Origin of the sequence: Dyadobacter sp. SG02 (genome assembly GCF_900109045.1) — a bacterium.
Lineage (GTDB): Bacteria > Bacteroidota > Bacteroidia > Cytophagales > Spirosomataceae > Dyadobacter.
The window spans coordinates 791,688-809,446 of sequence record NZ_FNYL01000001.1 but is presented as its reverse complement, the minus strand read 5'-3'; the positions used below and the strand labels follow the sequence as shown (position 1 = coordinate 809,446).

At 50.9% G+C, this 17,759-nt stretch carries 12 protein-coding genes; 9 read left to right on the top strand and 3 right to left on the bottom strand.

Annotated elements, in window-relative coordinates; all coding sequences use genetic code 11:
• Positions 1-75: 75 nt before the first annotated feature.
• The 4 genes from BMW93_RS03345 to BMW93_RS03330 all read left to right on the top strand — a co-directional run bounded on the left by BMW93_RS03345 (position 76) and on the right by BMW93_RS03330 (position 4,002).
• Positions 76-399, top strand: a complete 324-nt coding sequence (locus BMW93_RS03345; RefSeq protein WP_090373745.1) for a hypothetical protein — start codon at positions 76-78, stop codon at positions 397-399.
• A 34-nt stretch (positions 400-433) separates the two neighbouring features.
• Positions 434-1,504 carry a M42 family metallopeptidase gene (locus tag BMW93_RS03340; RefSeq protein ID WP_090373744.1) on the top strand — a complete coding sequence of 357 codons (1,071 nt, stop codon included), beginning with the start codon at positions 434-436 and terminating at the stop codon, positions 1,502-1,504.
• Positions 1,505-1,597: 93 nt separating this feature from the next.
• Positions 1,598-2,650: a PA0069 family radical SAM protein gene (locus BMW93_RS03335; protein WP_090373743.1), complete on the top strand. Its 1,053-nt coding sequence runs from the start codon at positions 1,598-1,600 to the stop codon at positions 2,648-2,650.
• Positions 2,651-2,739: 89 nt separating this feature from the next.
• Positions 2,740-4,002: an exo-beta-N-acetylmuramidase NamZ domain-containing protein gene (locus BMW93_RS03330; RefSeq protein WP_090373742.1), complete on the top strand. Its 1,263-nt coding sequence runs from the start codon at positions 2,740-2,742 to the stop codon at positions 4,000-4,002.
• A gap of 509 nt (positions 4,003-4,511) precedes the next feature.
• Here the strand turns inward: BMW93_RS03330 and BMW93_RS03325 are convergent.
• A complete protein-coding gene (locus BMW93_RS03325) occupies positions 4,512-5,246 on the bottom strand; it encodes a LytTR family DNA-binding domain-containing protein (protein WP_090373741.1) in 735 nt (244 codons plus the stop codon).
• 578 nt (positions 5,247-5,824) lie between these two features.
• On the opposite strand from BMW93_RS03325, the gene BMW93_RS03320 reads away from it, so the two are divergent.
• The 4 genes from BMW93_RS03320 to BMW93_RS03305 all read left to right on the top strand — a co-directional run bounded on the left by BMW93_RS03320 (position 5,825) and on the right by BMW93_RS03305 (position 13,620).
• A complete protein-coding gene (locus BMW93_RS03320) occupies positions 5,825-7,582 on the top strand; it encodes a DUF4331 domain-containing protein (RefSeq protein ID WP_229240163.1) in 1,758 nt (585 codons plus the stop codon).
• Between the two features lie 24 nt (positions 7,583-7,606).
• A complete protein-coding gene (locus BMW93_RS03315) occupies positions 7,607-9,910 on the top strand; it encodes a DUF4331 family protein (protein WP_090373739.1) in 2,304 nt (767 codons plus the stop codon).
• Positions 9,911-10,029: 119 nt separating this feature from the next.
• Positions 10,030-11,334 carry a lipopolysaccharide assembly protein LapB gene (locus BMW93_RS03310; protein WP_229240159.1) on the top strand — a complete coding sequence of 435 codons (1,305 nt, stop codon included), beginning with the start codon at positions 10,030-10,032 and terminating at the stop codon, positions 11,332-11,334.
• Positions 11,335-11,361: 27 nt separating this feature from the next.
• On the top strand, positions 11,362-13,620 hold the full coding sequence (locus BMW93_RS03305) for a TonB-dependent receptor (RefSeq protein WP_090373738.1): 2,259 nt from the start codon (positions 11,362-11,364) through the stop codon (positions 13,618-13,620).
• Here the strand turns inward: BMW93_RS03305 and eat are convergent.
• Both eat and BMW93_RS03295 read right to left on the bottom strand, forming a co-directional pair.
• Positions 13,597-14,934 (bottom strand): ethanolamine permease, encoded by a 1,338-nt coding sequence (gene eat / locus BMW93_RS03300; RefSeq protein ID WP_090373737.1) that lies wholly within the window; start codon positions 14,932-14,934, stop codon positions 13,597-13,599. The genes BMW93_RS03305 and eat overlap by 24 nt on opposite strands.
• 108 nt (positions 14,935-15,042) lie before the next feature.
• On the bottom strand, positions 15,043-15,828 hold the full coding sequence (locus BMW93_RS03295) for a phosphatidylinositol-specific phospholipase C/glycerophosphodiester phosphodiesterase family protein (protein ID WP_090373736.1): 786 nt from the start codon (positions 15,826-15,828) through the stop codon (positions 15,043-15,045).
• 198 nt (positions 15,829-16,026) lie between these two features.
• Here BMW93_RS03295 and BMW93_RS03290 point away from each other — a divergent pair, with 198 nt between their 5' ends.
• Positions 16,027-17,718 (top strand): amino acid permease, encoded by a 1,692-nt coding sequence (locus BMW93_RS03290; RefSeq protein ID WP_090373735.1) that lies wholly within the window; start codon positions 16,027-16,029, stop codon positions 17,716-17,718.
• Positions 17,719-17,759: the final 41 nt, after the last annotated feature.

The window sequence follows — 17,759 nt, the reverse complement described above, 5'->3', positions numbered from 1 at the left end:
TTGATATAATGGGTTGGGTTGCGGAATGACATCATTTCGCAACCCAACTTTTTTGAAACCAGTCCCAACACCACTATGCGTTTCAAAGGCTTCCTCCTTACCGTTCCCTCCCTCCGGGTCGATGGAATGGCGTTGTTCCCATTCATATTATCGAAGCGAAAAGGGCCTTCCCGGTACTTTTTGAATCATGAACGCATTCATTTGAAGCAACAGCTTGAACTCGGGCTGGTTATCTTTTATGTGTGGTATCTGGTGGAATATTTAATCCGATTCGTACAATTCAGAAGTCATTATTTAGCCTATCTTCATATTTCGTTTGAAAAGGAAGCCTACACCCACGAACGCGACCTCGGTTATCTTCGGAAACGGCGTTTCTGTGCCTGGTGGAAGTACCTTTGAGAACACAGTTTTAGTCGTTATTTAAATTAAAAGTATGTCAGATCAGAGCACAGAGTTCCTTTATAAGTACCTGAACAATGCTTCGCCAACCGGCTTCGAATCGACCGGCCAGCAGATATGGCTCGACTATATCAAGCCATATATTGAAGAACAGATTATCGACGTGTACGGAACGGCTGTGGGCGTTATCGGCCCGGGCCAGGATTACAAAGTGGTGATTGAAGCGCATTCCGACGAGATTTCGTGGTTTGTGAACTACATTTCCGAGGATGGCTACATCCACGTGCGGCGCAATGGCGGTTCCGACGCGGCCATCGCACCTTCGATGCGCGTGAACCTGCATACGGCCAAAGGTGTCGTGAAAGGCGTTTTCGGCTGGCCGGCGATCCACGTGCGCGACACCGCCAAAGACCAGGTGCCCAAAGTGCACGAGCTTTTCATCGATGTGGGCGCGGCCAAAAAGGACGAGGTGCTCGAAATGGGTATCCACGTGGGTACGGTTGTTACTTTCGCCGACGGCCTCGATGAGCTGAACGACAAGTATTACCTCGGCCGCGCACTCGACAATCGCATGGGCGGGTACATGATCGCGGAGGTGGCGCGTATGCTGCACGAGAACAATGTGAAGCTGCCTTTTACATTGTATGTGGTAAATGCGGTGCAGGAAGAAATTGGTTTGCGTGGTGCGGAAATGATCTCCCGTCGACTGAAACCCGATCTGGCAATCTGTACCGATGTAACGCACGATACGCAATCGCCTATGTACAACAAAAAGGAGCAAGGCGACCTGAAATGCGGCAGCGGCCCGGTGATTTGCTACGGCCCTGCGGTGCAGAATAATTTACGCGACCTGCTGATCCGCGTCGCCGAGGAGAAAAGCATTCCGTTCCAGCGCCAGGCAGTTAGCCGGTCGACGGGTACCGATACGGATTCGTTTGCCTACTCGACAGAAGGTATCGCATCCGCATTGATCTCATTACCATTGAAATACATGCACACCACCGTGGAAATGGTTTCCAAAGAGGACGTGCAGAATGTAATACAACTAATGTACGATGTACTCCTGTCGCTGAAAGGCGGGGAGGACTTCCGGTATATCAAGTAAGATGTGAGGCTGAGCGGCCGGGTCCGCTCAGCCCCACAACAACACACACCTTCGTTAGCATACTTCATAACTTCATCAACTTACTGAAAAACAATGGACAACCGGGCACGCGGGCGCGGGGCTGCTATCAACACGCCCAACAAATTCTTCAAGCACGAGATCGAGTACACCTCCGAAGACTGGCAGCAGTGGGAAGATCCGGAGGTAAATCCCAAAACACAATTCATCGAAGAGGAATCCAAGACGCTGATGAGCGTTTCGGACAGTCCTGATTTGCCCAATTTTCATTCGATCAATCCTTACCGGGGGTGTGAGCATGGGTGCATTTACTGCTACGCCCGCAATTCGCACGAGTATTGGGGCTTCTCGGCAGGATTGGATTTTGAAACAAAAATTGTGGTGAAAAAGAATGCCCCGCAATTGCTGGAAAAACTTTTCAACTCCAAAAAATGGGTGCCGCATCAGATTCATATTTCAGGTAATACCGATTGTTACCAGCCGGGCGAAAAGAAGTACCGGCTTACCCGACAACTGCTGGAAATATGCCTGCGGTACCGCAATCCGGTGAGCATTCTTACCAAAAACGCATTGATCCTTCGGGATCTCGATGTTTTGGAAAAAATGGCCAAACTGAACCTCGTGCACGCTGCGCTGTCAATTACTTCATTAAATGAGGAACTGCGAAGTGCGTTGGAGCCGCGGACGGTTACGGGTAAAAGGCGTTTGCAGGTGCTTAAAACGCTCAGCGAGGCTGGTATACCGACCGGCGTCATGACGGCGCCGATCATTCCGGGGCTCAACGACCAGGAAATACCTTCGCTCATTCAGGCGATTGCGGAGAATGGAGCTTTATGGTCGCATTACACGGTCGTGCGGTTGAATGGGGCGATTTCGACCTTATTTGACGAATGGATTCACCATCATTTTCCCGATCGGGCCGCCAAAGTTTTGAACCAGATCAAGGAATGCCACGGGGGAGTGGTGAACGATTCGCGTTTTGGAATCCGGATGGTAGGAGAAGGCAACTTCGCGGAGCATATCCGGCAGTTGCACGAGCATTGCTGCCGGAAATATCTTGCGGGTCGTGAGTTGCCACCTCTGGATACTTCGCAGTTTATGCGAGCTGGGCAGATGAAGTTGTTTTAAATTTTGTTTGCCACAAAGACACGAATGTCCACGAATTCGTGCTAATTCGTGTCTTCGTGGCATTAAAATCAAAGCCACAGCTAAATCCCATGAAAACCTTAGCCTTAGCATTCAGTATCGCCGCCGCATTAGCCACCAGTAGCAACTGCGTCAATTCCACATCCCAGAAGAGTCCGTTCATCGCCGATTCGCTTTCCGCGGCGCCCGAAGATCTTACAAAAGCCAAAGGCCCGACCACCGGCGCCGATCAGATTTCGCAATATCTGGATTACCTGAAAGGAAAGAAGATAGGCATTGTCGTAAACCAAACTTCCATTATCGGCACGAAACCGATTGTCGACAGCCTGGTAGCATTGGGCGTGAATATCGTCACCATTTTCGGCCCGGAACACGGGTTCCGCGGTACGGCCAGCAACGGCGACAAAGTGAACGACAGCGTCGATCCGAAAACCGGAATCCCGGCCATTTCGCTCTATGGAAAGCTCAAAAAGCCCACCAAAGAACAAATGGCGGCGATTGACCTGATGATCTTCGACATCCAGGACGTAGGCGCGCGCTTTTACACGTACATCAATACGCTCGGGCACGTGATGGAGGCATGCGCGGAGAACAATAAGGAAATGCTCATCCTCGACAGGCCTAATCCGAATGGCTTTCTCGTAGACGGCCCTATTCTGGAAGACCACCTGCATTCAGGGATCGGGATGTACAAAATACCGATCTCGCATGGCCTCACGATAGCTGAGTTAGCCCGGATGATCAATGGCGAGGGCTGGCTGCCCAACAAAATGCAATGCAAGCTGAAAATCATCAAAGTGGCCAGCTACACGCACGACACGCCTTACGTATTGCCAGTAATGCCTTCCCCTAACCTCAATACTCAGCAATCGGTGATGCTTTACCCACATATTTGTATGTTCGAAGGCACCATTCTAAGCCAGGGCCGTGGCACCTATATGCCTTTTACAGTGCTTGGCGCACCGCTGCTGAAAGGCAAGTACGATTTTTCATTTACCCCACACAGCATCAAAGGCATGAGCGAAACCCCGCTGCATCAGGACAAGGAATGCTATGGCCTCGATTTGCGGAAATATGACCTGAAAGACATTCGCAAAAGTGGCCAACTCCATCTGAAATGGCTCACAGAGCTCTACAAGGCATACCCCGACAAGGAGAAGTTTTTCGACATGAGCCAAAGTAAGCAAATGGGCAACTTCGACAAGCTTTCGGGAACGGAAAATCTCAAAAAACAGATCATCGCAGGCGCATCGGAAGAAGAGATCCGCAAGAGCTGGGAGCCCGGACTGGGACAGTACAAGGAAACGCGGAAGAAATACCTGATCTACCCCTGACAATAACAGACAAAAAGCGACTGTTAATGACAATCTGATAATCCTGACAACCCCTGACAATACCTGACAACACCTGCCAATACTTGACTATCAATAACTTAAAACAAAACATCCCAGGGAAAATTCCCGGGGATGTTCAATTATTCTCAACGATATTTAATTAAAACTGATAGCGATTTAGTTTAGGTTTGGTACGGTAAATATGGTGTGCGTTTGAGAAACGAATGTGTGCATAATGCTCAGTATCATGCCAAAAGTACTCAATCGACCTAATTACGTTTTTTGGTGTGAAACAGATGCCTGGACCTCAGAAAAATCTTTAAATTTATTGAAGCCCAGGCCTTCTGTCGGGGTAAAGTATATATGTAATAATAGAAGAGGGTGTTTACGTGCTATAAAATTACTTCGCACATAAGTCCTCAGCAAATCAAAGGGGTGAAGTGTGGCTTTTCTGGGGTGAAGCCGGGGAAACCGTAAGTAACCGTTTTTCCTTAGGATAATACAAGTTATCAGGAGAATGTTCTTATGCGGCTCAGGAGCTCTGTCCGGTTATCGTTCGTGATCGGGATCTCGATATCGTTGATCATCACGTGTACGTAGTCGATCGCTGTAATTGCGTTCAGATTGATAATGAATGACTTATGTACGCGAAAAAAGTAGTTGGTAGGAAGCTGCGAAAGCATGTTTTTCAATGTCTCGCGGATCGTATATTTCTTCTTGGTCGTATGCAGTTCCAGGTAGTTGTCGTCGCTGCGAATGTAGAGGATGTCGGTGAGCATAATCTTGGTGAACATATGCTTTTCCTTGATGAACAGCGCGTCCTTGATCACCGTCGTATCTTCTTTTTCCTCCGAAGTAGTTTCACCCGCCAATGCCGCCAGCCGGTAGTTTTTCAGCGCCAGCTTAACGGCCGTATATACCGTAATCTTCTGAAATGGTTTCTGCAAAAATGCGTGGGGTGCAGCTTGCAACGCCGCGTTCACAACGGCAATATCTTCGTGGGCCGAGAGGAAAAGAAAAGGGATCTTGCAGGTTTCCCGTATGTAATGGGCAAGGTCGATACCGGTTTGATAACCATTGAGGTTAATATCCAGCACGGCCAGGTGAAAAACCTTGCTGTGGAGAAGTTCCGTGGCTGTCGTATAGTCGGTCGCGATATCGTTTGCGTCGTAACCGAAACCATTGAGCAAAAATTGGAGATGTTTCGCAATGATAAAGTCGTCCTCAACGATTAGAATATTCATCTTTGGTATAAATAGTCAGCCTTTGCCCGTCTTAAATTGAACGTAGAATGGGTTATGTTTCGAAGCTACCGCGGCCAGATATGCGACCGGAATGCAAATAATAGGATAATATACGAATTAATTGCAAAGTGGGATTTACAGAACTCGTCGAATTATCTTTCAAAGAATAGCATTAAACTAATCTGGCGTTAAAATAAAGCCAAAATACGCTATTGCACAAGGCCTTGCCGATTTGTAGCAATAGTTTTACTTCGGCTGTTCCGGAGGGGCTGAATGTTTTTAGTTTGATTTATTTAATTTAATATTTACATAATTATACTCCTTCGTTTGCCATGCTTGCAAGTTTTTTTAACGTTTGAACATCCGGCTGCCCTGTAAGTGGCGTATATAAGCCCGAATGGTTGTTAACACCGTCTTTGCCCTTCGTTAATAGTTGCTTGTAATCTGTCGGCTTTCTTCTCCGGCAGCGGCTCGCTTTTCCCGGGATTTCGGCCCTGTTGCGGGGTCGGGATTTGCATCGATGTTTTTATGCTTTAAGATCACATTTATTCCCGTTCCCGTATTTAAACTTTTACCTCATGCAAGTTTCTATGTTGGATCCTTGCAGGTTCAGGAGAGCCCTTCTGTGCCTGTTGTTACTGCCTTGTGCGCTGAGCAGTCTGGCTTCGAGCCACCGTGAAGCGCCGCTGATTTCCAATGATCCGCTCGCCGATAATACGGATTTGTACGCTTTCAAAAGCCCCGATGACCCCAATTCCATCACGATCATCGCTAACTACATTCCGTTCGAATCGCCTGAGGGTGGCCCCAATTACTTCAATTTCGGGCCGAATGTTCGTTATGAAATCCATATCAAAAACCAGGCGGGGACGCCCGGTGACGACATCACGTACCGCTTCACCTTTTCAAGTACCAACGAAGACCCGACCACCTTCTTCAATATCAGGCTGGGCAAACAAAATCTCAAAACCACTTACAAATGTGAGAAAAGTACCGATGGCGGTATGACTTTCACGACCATCATCGCCAATGGCGTAGTACCTCCGAACAACATCGGACCGCGGTCCATCGAAGGACAAACGGTGGGCCTGGAAGCGCCTGACTACAATTCGCTCGTGGAAAATGCGATTGCTACGGCTTCCAGCGGTGAAAAGGTGTTCTGCGGACCGGTAGACGATCCGTTTTTTGTAGACCTCGCGGGTGCATTCGATGCGGGCAATTTCCGGCCGGAAGGGAACAGTACCAATGCGCCGAAAGACGGTCTGGCGCGCTTCAACGTACACACCATCGCATTGAAAATCCCGGTTAACCTGCTCCAAAAGGATGGTAAAAACGTCAGTCAGGCTGCAAACATCCTCGATCCAAATTATGTGATCGGTGTGTGGGCGTCGGCGAGCCGCCAGATGATCAAAACGCTATACAATGGCGGTGATGTGGGTTATGACGGTCAATACGTGCAGGTTTCGCGCCTGGGCATGCCGCTGACGAACGAAGCGGTGATCCCGCTGGGTATGAAGGACAAATGGAACTCCGTTACCCCGTATGCGGGCCACGATCTTGAATTTGCCAAATACTTCACCAATCCGGAACTGGCATTGTATATGGATGATTCCAAGTTCGGAGCGGCGGTACCTTCATTGAGCGCGCTTCGTATTCAGGCCAATGCGCTGGGAGCATTTGATTTCCGTAATGGAAGGTCGGGTTTGTATGGGTTGAAAGGTTCTTCCGCATTGACGGGCACTGCACTGGACGACGCGATATTCGGCACCTTGCTGCTGCCTGATAATGCCAGTCCGAGAGCGGTGGATTTGCTGCCCATATTCTACACCGGTGTACCAAACCTGATCCCGTACCAACTGGCGACAGGCAAAGGCACGAATCCGCTGGCGAAAGGAAAGCCGTTTATCCACAACTTCCTGCCTACGCTCGGCGATATGCTCCGCTTGAATATGGCGGTACCCGCAACGCCGCGGAACGACCCGAAATTCAGTCACCTGGGTTTGGTGCAAGCAGCCGTATTGGGCATCACCGACCCGGCCTACAATGCCAATACCGACCTGCAATGGATTCCGAATATGGATGGTTTCCCGAACGGCCGCAGGCTGGAAGACGACGTGACGACCATCGAACTGCAAGCCGTATCCGGTGTGGTACTGGCAGCGGTAGGCTTGTTCTACGACGACGCCACCCCGCAAGCACCGGTTTCACAGCAATTGCTGAACGTGTTGACTTTCACCGCCGGACCTACGAAAAACGACGCTGCATTGAAAGGCTCGTTCCCATACCTGGCGAATCCATGGAGAGGTTATGATTATCCTGAAAAAGCCCGTTTCTGATCCCACACTTTTAGCAAGAACATTATGAAAAATCTTCTTTATCTGATCGGGCTACTGGCGGTCATTTGTATAGGGGCTCCGCGGGCAATGGCTTCCTCGCACCGTGAAGCGCCGCTGATTTCGACCGACCCGCTTGCCGACAATACCGATGTATACGCATTCAAAAGCCCGGTGAACAAGGAAAACATTGTGCTGATCGCCAATTACATTCCTTTCGAACACCCCGCGGGCGGCCCTAACTGGTATTCATTTGGTGAAAATATCCGCTACGAAATCCACGTCGACAACAACGCGGGAACGCCGGGGGCGGACATTATTTACCGGTTTACATTCAAGAAAATGAATGAGGACCCGTCCACATTTTTCCTGATCCGTCTTGGCAAGGAAAACCTGAAAACGACCTACACCTGCGAACGCAGTACCGACGGCGGCCACAGTTTCTCGACCATCGTGTCGAACGGCATCGTACCGCCTCCGAATATCGGCCCGCGGTCGATCAACAGCACGCCGGTAGGCTTAGGTTCGGAGTATAATGCATTGGTGGACAAGGCCATTATGACGGCCAGTACCGGTGAGAAAATCTTCGCAGGGCCGGTAGATGACCCTTTCTTTGTGGATCTGGGCGGTATTTTCGACCTCGGTAATGTCAGGAAATCGGGTGCGCGCGATGGTGTGGCCAAGTTCAACTGCCATTCGATCGTGATCGAGGTGCCGGTGGCTACTTTGCAAAAAGGCCACAAAACCGTGGCCGAAGCAAGTAATATCCTCGATCCCGACTACGTGATCGGCGTGTATGCTTCATCGAGCCGCAGAAAAATCACGACACTTTACAGCGGTGCGGACGTGGGCTACGACGGCGATTGGGTGCAGGTTTCGCGCCTGGGCATGCCGCTCACCAACGAGGCTGTGATCCCGATCGGCATGAAAGACAAATGGAATGCGACTTCCCCTGCCAATGATTTGCAGTTTGCCAAATACTTCACCAATCCTGAATTGGCATTGTATATGGACGACTCGCAGTTTGGCGGTGCAGTTCCCGGCCTTTCTGCATTGCGTATTCAAAGCAAATCACTGGGTTCGTTCGATTTTCGTAATGGTAAAATGGGTTTGTATGGCTTGAAAGGCAACCCGGCGCTGGATGGAACGGCATTGTCAGAAGCTGCATTCGGAAGTGTGTTGCTACCTGATGCGACCAGTCCGAGAGCGGTGGATATCCTGCCTATCTTCTATACCGGCGTACCGAATTTGCCTCCATACCAACTGGCGACCGGCAAAGAAGGAAACCCACTGGCAGCAGGTAAACCATTTATCCACAACTTCCTGCCTACCCTCGGTGACTGGCTCCGGTTGAATATGGCTGTTCCCGCAACGCCTCGTAACGATCCTAAATTCAGCTCATTAGGGCTCGTTCAGGCGGCGGCGCTAGGTCTTACGGACCCGGCTTACAATGGTAACAAGGATTTGCAATGGATTCCCAATATGGACGGCTTCCCGAATGGCCGCCGTCTCGAAGACGATGTAACGACCATTGAATTACAAGCCGTGGGCGGTGTGGTATTGGCAGCAGTAGGGTTGTGGTACGACGATTTCGTGCCGGGAACCTCTACCAGCCCCGTGACGCCGCAACTGGTTAACGTGCTGTCGTTCAATGCGGGTGTGACCAAAAACGACACCACGCTGAAATGGAACTTCCCGTACCTGCAAAACCCATGGCCAGGATTCCGCGGACCGAGTTACGAAGGTCCTAAACCAGGCGAAATGGAGCCATTGGCCGTAACGATCCAGAATTTCGATTGCCTTACCGGCGGGTTTCAGTTCGGGCATACCGGCGGCGTGGCGGGCAATACCGTCGAGTATTCGGCCGCAGGCGTGGTGAATGGTGGCTGGGGCACTTCCGTGAGCAGAATGGTAGAGCCGGAATTGTTTAAGGATAACAATAGTAGCGGCGTACTCTGGCTGAAAGCGCGGTACGTGGGCGATCCTTCGTCGGAAGTGACTATGCAGTTCGATTTCCGGGCTTATTGCGGAAAAAACAATATGCGGCAGGCCGCGCCGGAATCGGATGAATCCGCTGTTTCACTCAAAGCGGTGGTAATGGGTAACCCAAGCACCAGCGAGGACGTCGTGATCGAAATCCGAGGCGCAGCCGGCAAAGCGGTACGCCTCGATCTGGCCAACAGCAAAGGCCAGGTGATCGGTCAGCAGCATATCGGCAAAGCGATCGCGAACGAAAGACGGGTTGTGAAGCTGAATGGCCAGCCGGGTATTTACTACCTGCGGGTGACGACGGCCGACGACCGTTATACAGTAAAAATTCTCAGAAGATAATCTAAACTGTCAGGCTGAGCGAACCGGGCGACCCGGTTCGCTCGACATGACAGCGGCGTACTATTCCGTACCATTTAACACATCTATTTAAATCCTTCCGCATTTAATTCGAAAGCCTTATGAAAACTTACTTTTCAATGATATTTGTAGCATTGCTGGTGGCGGTTTGGGGTTGTGGTGAAAAAAAGGAAAGCGGTAAACCAGTAGAGAAATCAAATTCCTCCGCGGGAGTTTCGACGGAAATTCCTGCATTATATGAAAGGCAGGGCGAACTGGCAGCTGCCGCAGAATGGCCGAAGACGAAGGAAAAAGTAAAGGAGTTGAGACAGAAGATCAGCGAGAATCCTTCGGACGTCAAACCGCGGCTTCAAGTAGCCGTCATTTACCTTTCGGAAGCCCGCATTACCGGCGAGCACCCTTACTATTATCCTGCGGTGTTGAAAATACTCGATGACGTATTGGCGATCGAGCCGAAGAATTTCGAAGCTACCACTTTCAAGGCTTCTGTGAAAATGTCGCAGCACCAGTTTGCAGAGGCACGAAAGCTGGCCGAACAGGCCCGGAAGATCAACCCGAGCAATGCCTACGTATACGGCGTGCTCGTGGATGCGAATGTGGAACTGGGTAATTATGATGAAGCAGTAGCCATGTCCGACAAAATGCAGGCGCTGAAACCTTCTTTGGAAGCCTATTCGCGGGCATCTTATTTGCGTGAGATTTATGGCAACTATCCAGGCGCCATTGCCGCTATGAAACTGGCCGTGGAAGCAGGGTTGCCGGGGTCGGAACCGCAATGCTGGGCCAAAAACACGCTGGGACATTTGTACGAAACCACCGGCCAGTTGGAGCAGGCCAAAATCCAGTACAAAGAAATCCTCGCCATGCGCCCGAGCTACGCCTTCGCATTACGCGGGCTCGCACAGGTACATAAGGCCGCGAAGCAATATGATGCGGCATTGGCCGATCTGGACAAGGCTGCCAGGGTAATGCCCGAATTTTCTTTTCATGAAGAAATGGCCGATATCTATGCATTGCAGGGTAATAAAGAAAAAGCAAATGCTAAATACCGGGAAGTGGCAAAAATGTTGGACGAGGACGCACGCTCGGGACATGCCGTAGACCTGGAACTTTGTAAATTGTATACGAAAACAAGCCAGCTGGACTCTGCTATTGCCTTCGGTTTGAAGGAGTATGCCAAACGGCCGAAGAATATCGATGTAAACCATGCATTGGCGGCGGCCTATTTCAAAAGCAAAAACAATGACAAGGCCAAGCAGCATATCGAGGTAGCGCTAAGTACCGGCAGCCGTGACCCTGAATTGCTTCAAGTGGCAAGCGCCATTGCGGTTGCTACGGGCGATAAGGCGCAGGGAAGCCGTTTGCTGGCACAAGCCAAAAAAACTAATCCTAGATTTGTACTCTGAACCGCGACCACTATTGACTGTTTTTACATGAAAAAATTTACGCTCCTCTTTTGCTTTCTGATCGTCGGCCTGCGTGCATTTGCCCACCTGGGAGGTATTTCGGGTGTGGTGTACGATCAGTCGACCCGGCTACCGCTCAAAGATGTGACCGTGCTGCTTTCCGGAAGCGGTAAAGCCACGGTGACCAATGAACTCGGGCAATACCGCTTCGAAGACCTGGTCCCGGCCAAGTACAAGATCGAGCTTTCGCACGTGAGTTTCACTGCGCAGGTGGTTGAGGTGACGGTCGCCTCCGACGAAACAGCTTTCCTGAAAACAGAACTGGCCGGTGCCAATGTAGAACTTAGCGAAGTGACCGTTTCTACCCGGCGCGCACATGACCAGCAACTGATCAGCAGTCTCGACATCAAGCTGCGGCCGATCACCAACTCGCAGGAAATCCTGCGCATTGTGCCGGGGCTGTTTATCGGGCAGCACGCTGGCGGCGGAAAGGCCGAGCAGATATTCCTGCGCGGTTTCGATATCGATCACGGGACGGATATCCGGCTGACAGTCGATGGCATGCCGGTCAATATGGTCTCGCACGCGCACGGGCAGGGCTACGCCGACCTGCATTTCGTGATACCGGAGCTGGTCAAGGGAGTTGATTTTAAAAAAGGCACGTACACGACTGATAAAGGAAATTTCAGTACCGCAGGCTGGGCCGATTTCCGGACGAAGGATGCGTTGGAAAAATCGTTTGTGAAGCTGGAAGCAGGGCAATTCGATACGTACCGCGCCGTGGCGGGCATTGACCTGCTCGGGCAAAAAGGCAGGGAGAAGAACCAGTCGGCATACATTGCTTCGGAGTATTCATTCACCAATTCCTATTTCGATAATCCGCAAAATTTCAACCGGTTGAATGTGGTGGGTAAATACCACGGCCACATTACGCCCAATACCAACCTGACATTGACCGGCTCTACTTTTTGGAGCAAATGGAACCACTCCGGCCAAGTCCCGGACCGTGCCATCGAATCGGGGCTGATCGGTTTTTATGGCTCCATTGATCCTACGGAAGGCGGGGAAACGAGCCGCACCAATTTCAATGCGCAGTTTGTAACTGTCACGCCCCGCAATTTTGTGATCAAAAATCAGGTTTTTTACAGCAATTACAATTTTGAACTGTATTCCAACTTCACATTTTTCCTCGAAGATTCCCTGAACGGCGACCAGATCCGGCAGAAAGAGCGGCGCAATCTGTACGGTTATAATGGTAGTATTTCAAAAGAATCATTCATTGGGAAAACCAACTGGGTAACCACGCTGGGCGTCCAGTACCGGCACGATCTCACCCGCGGCACCGAGCTTTCCCACACCAAAAACCGGACTGAAACCCTTGAACATTACAAGTTGGGGAATATCAATGAATTGAATGCGGCGGTGTATCTGGACGAGGTAGTGCGCCTTACCGACCGGTTTTCTGTAAATGCCGGTATTCGGGTGGATTATTTCAGGGATCAATATGAGGACCTGCTTAGTCAGCCTGTCACTAAACAGCACGCCAGCGATGCCATTGTTTCGCCCAAACTCAATTTCTACTACACATTTAACCCCAACGTGCAACTGTACCTGAACACGGGAAAAGGCTTTCATTCCAACGATACCCGCGTGGTAGTACCACAAGGTGGTAAGCAGATTTTGCCCGGCGCATATGGCTCCGACCTGGGTGTGATTTTCAAGCCGTTCCCGAAAATGGTGGTTAATGCGGCTGCGTGGTATTTGTGGATGCAGCAGGAGTTCGTGTACGTGGGCGACGCGGGCGTGGTGGAGCCGAGCGGGAAATCGCGCAGGCAGGGGCTCGACTTGTCGGTTCGGTACCAGCTTACCAAAACGCTTTATGCCGACGCCGACTTCAATACGGCGAAACCCAGGGCTGTCGGGGAAATGGAAGGTATGAACTACCTGCCATTGGCACCGGTATTTACCTCCGCGGGTGGGTTATCGCTGCAAATGCCCAATGGCTTGAACGGTTCGCTTCGCTACCGTTACATTGCCAACCGGCCAGCCAACGAGGACAATTCGATTGTTGCGAAAGGCTATTTCGTGACGGATATGCAGTTGAATTACACCAAAAGCAGGTACAGCGTCGGCCTTTCGGTGCAGAATTTGCTCAATACCAAATGGAAGGAAACCCAGTTCGCGACGAAAAGCCGTTTGAAAGATGAAGCCGAGCCGGTGGAAGAAATCCATTTCACGCCCGGCACACCGTTTTTTGCCAAATTAGGCGTGACGCTCTTCTTCTGATTGTTGCAACGTTTCCAGCTTTTTGTGGCGACCGGTGATCCCGAAAAACAGGGCGATAACCGCCAATCCGCCAAAAAACCAGAGGCTTAGCAGCCAGTTATAATACACGATCGCGATAAGGCATAGCCCCGAAATTACCAGGGCGATGGCCGGAAACCAGGGGAATAAAGGTACCGTAAACGGCCTTTCGAGCTCAGGTTCCTTGCTTCTCAATGCAAACAGTGCGATCATACTGATAATGTACATAACCACCGCACCCAATGCGGCCAGGATAATCACCTGATCGGTAGTGCCGAGCGATAATGCGAGGCAGCCTGCAACACCGCCCGCGACGAGCGCCCAATGCGGCGTCTGGAAACGCGCGTTTACATTGCCCAGGAATGAAGGCAGGTAACCTTCACGTGCAAGGGCATAAATTTGTCTGGAATAACCAATCACCGTGCCGTGAAAGGAAGCGATCAGTCCAAAAAGGCCCAGGCTGGCGAAAAGCTGGGTAAGCCCGCTGTCGCGGCCGAGTACAATGCCTAATGCGGCCGGTAAGGGATAGTCGATGTCACTCAATTCTTTCCATGGTGCGATACCGCCGGTGAATACCATCACCGCCAGCGCAAGCACTACCAATGTCAGGATACCGTAAATGTAGCCGAGCGAGATAGTCCGTTTCGGGTCTTCCACTTCTTCGGCTACCATCGCCACGCCCTCGATGGCGAGGTAGAACCAGATCGCGAACGGCAATGCGGCAAATACACCGGCCCATCCGAAAGGCATCGGTTCGGAAACGAACGTGTCGTAGGAGAAATGCGGGGCGACGATACCAATGTAAATCAGCAGTTCCACCACCGCCAGCAGTGTGACGACCAGCGAAAAAGTGGCCGACTCTTTGATACCCAATAAATTAATTACAATAAAAATGGCGTAGCACGCGAATGCAACTTCCAGTACTTGCAGGTTCGGGTAAAGGAAATGGGTATAACTCCCGAGCGCGAATGCAATGGCCGGAGGCGTCACCAGAAACTCCACCAGCGTAGCATAGCCGGCAATGAGCCCGCCCCACCAGCCGAACGCGCGGTAGGCATAGGAAAATGGCCCGCCCGCCTGCGGAATGGAGGTAGTAAGCTCGGTAAAGCTGAAAATGAATGTCACGTACATGACCGTCACCACGAGCGTCGCGATCAGGAAGCCGATGGTGCCCGATACGCCCCATCCGTAATTCCAGCCGAAATACTCGCCGGAAATCACGAGCCCGACGGCAATGGCCCAGAGGTGGATCGGTTTGAGGACTTTTTTGAGCGCAGCGGTTTGTTCGGCAGACATGAAGGAAAGTTTTGACTAATTGATGACAGTACAATATAGTCTATAACTCTCCCAAAGCCATTTGATACTACTGATAAATTATCCTATGCCGTATTTTGTTTTGCAAAACTACCTTGGTGCAGTACGAAGATAGTCGCCAAGCTCGCGTACTTTGTCGGTGTTGAGGTAATCGACGCCCAGGGCCATCATGGTTTTCCAGGAATTGATATTGTCGGGCGTGGCCCAAATCCGCACCTTTTTGCCAAGATCGTGCACGTCGTTGATCATCTTCTGGATCTTCTTTTTGTCTTTTTCCAGAATAGGCCCCTCGCCGTTCCATTTGGAATACTGCTGGAATGCCTGGCTGATCAGCCCCACGTGCGCCATTTGCGCAGGTGTGTAAACTTTCTCGGGACGGCCGTCGAAATAGATGAAGTTGGGATATTTCTCGAAAAGCGATGGATCGGGCACATTGCCGCTTACCACGACTTTGACACTGCCCGTCGGCGCGAAGAGGTCCTTATGCGGTTCCATTACCTTGATCAGCGCCGCCAGCGTCGGCTCGCCTTCCGTTTTGAGGTCGATCAGCAATTGCATCGGAACATTATCCTGCGCGTAAATGCGGCCACTGTTCTGCTCTGTTTTTTGAAGGATCGGAAGAAGGTACAGTGCGCTGAAAGTCCTGCCAGGGCGGATATCTTTCAGGTTATGGGCAACAAAAAGGGTATCGTTGACAAGGAAAACGTCAGCCTCCACCGATCCGAACTGCTGCTCATAGGCATCCTCGAAAGGCCGCGCCCGTTCGTAATCATTGTGCGAATGTGCCTGGGCGGTGGAATAGGATTTAACGCCCTGGGCCGCAATGAATGGAATGGACAGGATGAAGCTGATGAAGCAGGTAGTGATTTTTTTCATGGGCGGATTGGTGGAACGGAGTAACGGGGATTAGTTCGATAACGCAATCATTCCCTGTTTGATTTCGCTATCGAAGAATTTTCTACGGATTTTTTGGGATAAAAGGAACAAATTTTCAGGGGATGCCGGGATCGTTTTAGAATATCATTATTTTTAGCCCTGCTTATTACAAACTGATACCTGATAAATCGCGCCTGCATGAGCCAGAATTCTCCGCTATTCCGAAAAAAAACCGTTGACCAGATTCTGAAAGACGCCCATGCAGGAGACGAGGGAGGGCTAGCCAAAGTGCTGGGAGTACGCGACCTGGTATCGCTGGGCATCGCGGCCATTGTAGGCGCGGGGATATTCAGTACCATCGGTCTGGCGAGTTACAATGGTGGTCCGGCGGTATCGCTGCTCTTTGTTTTCACGGCCATCGCGTGTGTGTTCACCGCCCTTTCATACGCGCAGTTTGCGAGCACGGTGCCCGTGTCCGGTAGCGCGTACACGTATGCGTACGTCGCATTCGGGGAGCTGTTCGCTTGGATCATCGGCTGGGCGCTTATCCTCGAATATGCCGTTTCCAACATGGTGGTGGCCATTTCGTGGTCGGAATACTTCGTGAGCATGCTCAAAGGTTTCGGCATTACATTGCCGGGCTGGCTTACGATCAACGGCGAATCGGCGCGGGAAGCTTTTCTGAAATTGCAGAGCGCGGGTGCGGCGCAGTTGTCTGATTACGAACGTTTTGCCGCGGCGGCATACGAATCTGCCCCGACAATCGGAGATATTCATATCCTGCTCAATCTGCCTGCCGGTTTGGTGACGTTGCTCATAACCGCATTGGTGTACATCGGGATACGCGAGTCCAGGACGGCCAGCAATATCATGGTGGTGCTCAAAGTGGCGGTCGTATTGCTCGTCATTCTCGCAGGCGCGTTCTATGTAAAACCTGAAAACTGGTCCCCGTTTGCGCCTAATGGTGTGAAAGGCGTCTTGAGCGGCGTGGCGGCGGTGTTCTTCGCATTTATCGGTTTCGACTCCATTTCCACCACTGCCGAGGAATGCCGCAATCCACAGCAGGATATGCCGAAGGCGATGATCTATTGCCTCGTTATTTGTACCGTATTATATGTTCTCATTACGCTGGTACTCACCGGGATGGTGAACTATACGGAGCTGAAAGTGAGCGATCCGCTGGCATTTGTATTCCAAAAGAATGGCCTGGATTTTATGGCGGGCGTTATTTCCGTAAGCTCGGTGATCGCGATCACGAGTGCATTGCTGGTGTACCAATTGGGGCAGCCCAGGATCTGGATGACTATGAGCCGTGACGGACTGCTCTGGAAACGTTTTGCCAAAATCCATCCTAAATACCAGACACCATCTTTCGCGACGATTGTAACCGGTTTTGTGGTCGGTATTCCTGCATTATTTTTCAAAATGGATTTCTTCGTCGACCTGACGAGCGTCGGGACTTTCTTTGCATTCATCCTCGTGTGCGGCGGCGTGCTGTACCTCGATCACAAAGGCATTTCGGCCCGTTCCAAATTCCGGGTGCCGTATATCAATGGCAAATATCTGGTAGGCCTATTGTTCTTCCTGGCGATCCTGGGGATTCTTACTTACGGACAAAGTATAATTCTCGAATGGCGGATGCTCAGTTTCACCGAAATTTTGGAGCATAAGCTGCTGACCATTATTTTTTGGATTACCTGGTGCACGCTTTCGATTTTGAGCTACCAGCATAATTTCTCCGCATTACCCGTGGCCGGAATCCTGACGAATTTGTACCTCATGACCGAACTCGGCGCTTCCAACTGGCTGATCTTCGTGATCTGGCTGGCGATCGGTCTGGTGATCTATTTCAGTTACGGTTACAAGCAAAGTAAACTGGCACAAAAATAGGGAAGCTGTCGGGCCTCCCTTTTTCTGCATTGCCTGTTAGA

Coding starts and splice junctions, on each gene's coding strand:
- BMW93_RS03345 (WP_090373745.1), top strand. CDS start 76: ATGCGTTTCAAAGGCTTCCTCCTTACCGTTCCCTCCCTCCGGGTCGAT.
- BMW93_RS03340 (WP_090373744.1), top strand. CDS start 434: ATGTCAGATCAGAGCACAGAGTTCCTTTATAAGTACCTGAACAATGCT.
- BMW93_RS03335 (WP_090373743.1), top strand. CDS start 1,598: ATGGACAACCGGGCACGCGGGCGCGGGGCTGCTATCAACACGCCCAAC.
- BMW93_RS03330 (WP_090373742.1), top strand. CDS start 2,740: ATGAAAACCTTAGCCTTAGCATTCAGTATCGCCGCCGCATTAGCCACC.
- BMW93_RS03325 (WP_090373741.1), bottom strand. CDS start 5,246: ATGAATATTCTAATCGTTGAGGACGACTTTATCATTGCGAAACATCTC.
- BMW93_RS03320 (WP_229240163.1), top strand. CDS start 5,825: ATGCAAGTTTCTATGTTGGATCCTTGCAGGTTCAGGAGAGCCCTTCTG.
- BMW93_RS03315 (WP_090373739.1), top strand. CDS start 7,607: ATGAAAAATCTTCTTTATCTGATCGGGCTACTGGCGGTCATTTGTATA.
- BMW93_RS03310 (WP_229240159.1), top strand. CDS start 10,030: ATGAAAACTTACTTTTCAATGATATTTGTAGCATTGCTGGTGGCGGTT.
- BMW93_RS03305 (WP_090373738.1), top strand. CDS start 11,362: ATGAAAAAATTTACGCTCCTCTTTTGCTTTCTGATCGTCGGCCTGCGT.
- eat (WP_090373737.1), bottom strand. CDS start 14,934: ATGTCTGCCGAACAAACCGCTGCGCTCAAAAAAGTCCTCAAACCGATC.
- BMW93_RS03295 (WP_090373736.1), bottom strand. CDS start 15,828: ATGAAAAAAATCACTACCTGCTTCATCAGCTTCATCCTGTCCATTCCA.
- BMW93_RS03290 (WP_090373735.1), top strand. CDS start 16,027: ATGAGCCAGAATTCTCCGCTATTCCGAAAAAAAACCGTTGACCAGATT.